Raw genomic sequence first — 3,572 nt, 5'->3', positions numbered from 1 at the left:
AGGTGCGCCAGCGTGCCGCCGATCATCCCCGCGCCGATGAGCGCGATCTTCTTGCGGGCCATGTATTCCCTCACTCGGTCTGCCGAGCGCCGCCGGGGCGTCCGGGCTTCCGCGCGTCGAGGTACAGCGTGTACGCGCGCGAGTCGCGCGCCGGGTCGTACGGGCGCTGTGCAATATCGACGAAGCCGGCGGACGTCAACCGCGCCGCCAGCGTCTCCACATCGTAGGCGTAGAGGTGATCCTGGCCGAAGCCGAGGGCCTGCTGGCGGAAGTGGAAGTTGATCTGGTCGAGCCGTGTTTCGATCCACGGCTGGTTCCACGGCTGCGTGCGGCACCACGCGAAGTAGTCGTCGACCTCGTTCACGTAGGACTCGAGCGGGTACACGGTGTCGGGAACGCCGACCGAGAGCGTCCCGCCGGGTGCGAGGACCCGCCACCAGTCGCGGAGGACCTGCTCGACCTCGCCCGGGTAGGCCAGGTGCTCGAGGACGTGCTCGGAGTAGATCTCGGCGCACGACCCCTCGCGGAAGGGCAGCGGCCGCCGGATGTCGAGCCGCAAGTCGGCTCTCGGGTCGAGGTCGATGTTGAGCCAGCCGGGCCGGAGGTTCTCGCCGCAGCCGATGTTCAGCCGGTGGGGCGCGCGCCCGGCGGCCACGGCGAGCCGGGCGCGCGCCCGCCGGTCGCACACCGCGACCTTCAGCTCGCCGATCGCCCGCCCGACGGCGCGACGCGCCGGCCCCGAGGTGAGCCGCATGAGCGCGTGCAGCCCGAGGATCTCGGCGAGCAGGAGGGGGTGGCGGAGGTAGTCCCGCCGGGCGAGCGAGAGGCGCAGCAGCTCCGCGTCGTCCGTCACGAGACCGCTCGGTTACCAGTCGGAGCTTGCGGCGTAGCCGAGCTGGATCAGCAGCGGGCCGTAGAGCTCCTTGAAGCGGTCCTTCACCCGCGGCGTGAACGCGCGCTCCCAGTCGCCGGCGATCCCCTTGCGGTAGTGCGACGTGACGTCCTCGTGGCCCTGGCGACGTCCGCCGCTCAGCCGTTTGAAGTCATGGGCGTGGACGATTCCGAGCAACCGCTCCGCGGTGATCTTCGCGAAGCGGATGGGACCGCGCCGCCCGGCCTCTCCCCAGGGCCGCGCGGGCTTGTTCAGCAGGGACAGGGCGGCGAACGTCAGGCGCCGGACGCCGCGGGCTGGCTCGTCGTCCAGCAGACCCAGGAACCCGAACGACTCCAGCGCGATCTTGAACGGATTCGCGATCAGCTCCTCCATCCTGAACTCGCGGATGCGGGGCGAGGAGTAGTCCCAGGTCTGCATCTGGCGGAACACGGGGGCCAGGTTCTCGAGCTCCCACAGCAGGCCTGCCTCGACGCTCATCCCGTTCAGCCGTTCGCGGATCTCGTTCAGCTCCTGCCACTCATCCGTCGCCGGATGGCTCCTCCGGTGCGAATGGTATGCGGACACGACCACGTCCCGCGGATCGCGGATGACGTGGAAACCCCGGAAATCGCGCTCGCGCGGCACGTGGTTCATGCCGGCGTTCCGGAAGAGGAGGAAGTCCGCCCGGCCCGCCGGGCTCCCGAAGTGGAAATCGGCGAAGGAGCTGGTCGTGTGCCAGCTGAGCCCGAGGTCCTGGCAGACCACCGGGATGACGCCGCAGAACCAGGCGCTGGCGCACTTGTGGTGCCCGAAGTAGCAGTAGGTCATGCTCGGTCGAACGGTGCGGGGCGACGCCGAATCCGGAGCTTCATGTGACGTGCAACGAGCGCACGAGAGGGGAGAGGTACCGACCGAGCCGGTTGTCGATCCAGACGACCCAGCGGCCGAGGCCGTGCCGCTGGAGCACCCGCGTGAGTCCGCCGCGGGGCTCGGGAGGGAGCCAGCGCTGCGCGCGGGAACGCGTCGCATAGACGGCGCACGTCGTGCACGGGATGCCCGCCTTCGGCGGCGCCTTCCCCAGCAGCATCTCCTTCGCGTAGCGAAGCCCGGGACTCGCGAGGGCGCGCTCGAGTCCGACCTCGAACGCATTGTCCCCGAACGTGCCCCACGTGTTGACGCAGCATCCGAGCAGCGCGCCGTCGAAGTTGATCTGGGGCTCGTTCCAGAGCTGGTAGCAGATGCCGTCGGACTGGGCTTCGTCTCGCTCCGGTGACACCGCGGGGTCCGCTGCCGGTTGACGTTCCGGGGAGCCTCCGGCGGCCGTCACCGCAGGCGACGACCGCTGGGGCACGGAGGAATAGTCGGGGTCCCAGTTGGTCTTCAGGACGAAGGTCATGTCGAGCTCCCGCGCAAGCGACCGCGCGGCCGCGATCTCGTGCTGGTTGTGCCCGAAGACGATCATCTGCCAGAGGAGCTTGGGATACCGCGACCGCCACCGCGTCTTGTACGCATTGAGCTTCCGGATGTTGTCGAGCACGCGCGCGAGGTCGCCCTTGCGCCGGTAGATCTCGTACGTCTCCCTCGTGGCGCCGTCGATCGAGCACGTGACGACGCGGAACTTGCATCGGACCATCGCCTCGAGGACGGAATCCCGTACGTGATTCAGGTTGGCACCGTTCCACGCCGACAGCGCGACGTTCCGGCGGTACGCGTATTCGATGATGCGTTCGATGTCGGGGTTCAGGAAGATCTCGCCCCAGTTCGACAGCTCGATTTCCGAGATCCGGGGGTTGTCGTCCACGATCCGACGGAACTGCTCGAAGCGGAGGAAGCCGGCGCCGATCTGCGCCTTGACCACCCCCTGTGTCGTCGGACAGCTCGGACAGGCGAGCTGGCAGATGGTGGCCGCCTCGAGCCTGATCCGGTGCCCGCCCTGAGCTGTCAGCCAGCTGACGCGGTCGCGCCTCATTGAATCCGCAGGACCCTCGTCCTCGCACCCCCGGTGGCCCTCATAGTGTGCGGCTGGCATCGCGACAAGAGGCGGGGCGTCCCGCCGGGCGAGCGAGAGCTGCAATGGCTCGGGATCGCGCGCCACGAGGCCGCAGGGCTACAAGGGCGTCTCAGGCCTCGAGCCACCAGCGCGCCAGCCGGAGCTCGACCGCATCGAAGGGCTCGGCGCGGACGGTGTCGGCACCGCCGTGCGTGCTCGCCACCACCCAGCGTGAATCCTCCAGCCGATAGACCTCGAGCGTGCGCAGGATTGGGTCGACGATCCAGAGATGCCCCACGCGCTCGCGCGCGTAGATGCGCATCTTGCGGGAGCGGTCGACCGCGCCGGTCGAAGGCGACACGACCTCGCACACCCAGTCGGGCGCCACCTCGAAGGCCGCCACGTTCGGAAGCACGGGCACGCGATCTCTCCGCCACCCCGCGTAGTCCGGCACGATCACGTCCGGGCCCAGGTGCAGCTCGGGCTCGAACAGCAGCCACCAGCCGCCAACGCCCGCGGGATCACCCGAAGGGCGGTCGAAGGGGCCGCCAAGATCGACCGCAAGAACCGAGGTTGCACGCGCATGTGGGGAGGCGGGCCGCGGCGTCACGATCAGCTCCCCGTCGATGATCTCCGCAACCATCGTGTCCGGGACCTTGCACAGGTCCTCGTAGGTCGCCCGACGCTTGCCGATCGCCACGACCGCAC

4 protein-coding genes are annotated in these 3,572 nt (G+C 69.2%); all 4 read right to left on the bottom strand.

Going from position 1 to position 3,572, the window contains the following annotated elements; genetic code table 11:
- Positions 1 to 70: 70 nt before the first annotated feature.
- Positions 71 to 853, bottom strand: a complete 783-nt coding sequence (locus E6J59_15625) for a methyltransferase domain-containing protein (protein TMB17729.1) — start codon at positions 851 to 853, stop codon at positions 71 to 73.
- Between the two features lie 12 nt (positions 854 to 865).
- Entirely contained in the window at positions 866 to 2,023 is a 1,158-nt protein-coding gene (locus tag E6J59_15620; GenBank protein ID TMB17728.1) for a hypothetical protein, read from the bottom strand.
- On the bottom strand, positions 1,743 to 2,903 hold the full coding sequence (locus tag E6J59_15615) for a radical SAM protein (protein ID TMB17727.1): 1,161 nt from the start codon (positions 2,901 to 2,903) through the stop codon (positions 1,743 to 1,745). The genes E6J59_15620 and E6J59_15615 overlap by 281 nt, the downstream gene beginning before the upstream one ends.
- A gap of 91 nt (positions 2,904 to 2,994) precedes the next feature.
- Positions 2,995 to 3,564, bottom strand: a complete 570-nt coding sequence (locus tag E6J59_15610; GenBank protein ID TMB17730.1) for a Uma2 family endonuclease — start codon at positions 3,562 to 3,564, stop codon at positions 2,995 to 2,997.
- Positions 3,565 to 3,572 lie beyond the last annotated feature (8 nt).

The sequence above is a fragment of the Deltaproteobacteria bacterium genome (genome assembly GCA_005879795.1).
GTDB lineage: Bacteria > Desulfobacterota > Binatia > DP-6 > DP-6 > DP-6.
The sequence above is the reverse complement of the archived record's forward strand: the minus strand, read 5'-3'. Positions and strand labels throughout refer to the sequence as shown.

Bases quoted from the DNA above. Each gene is read 5' to 3' on its own strand.
- E6J59_15620 (TMB17728.1), bottom strand. From the start codon at position 2,023: ATGCGTTCGAGGTCGGACTCGAGCGCGCCCTCGCGAGTCCCGGGCTTC.
- E6J59_15615 (TMB17727.1), bottom strand. From the start codon at position 2,903: ATGCCAGCCGCACACTATGAGGGCCACCGGGGGTGCGAGGACGAGGGT.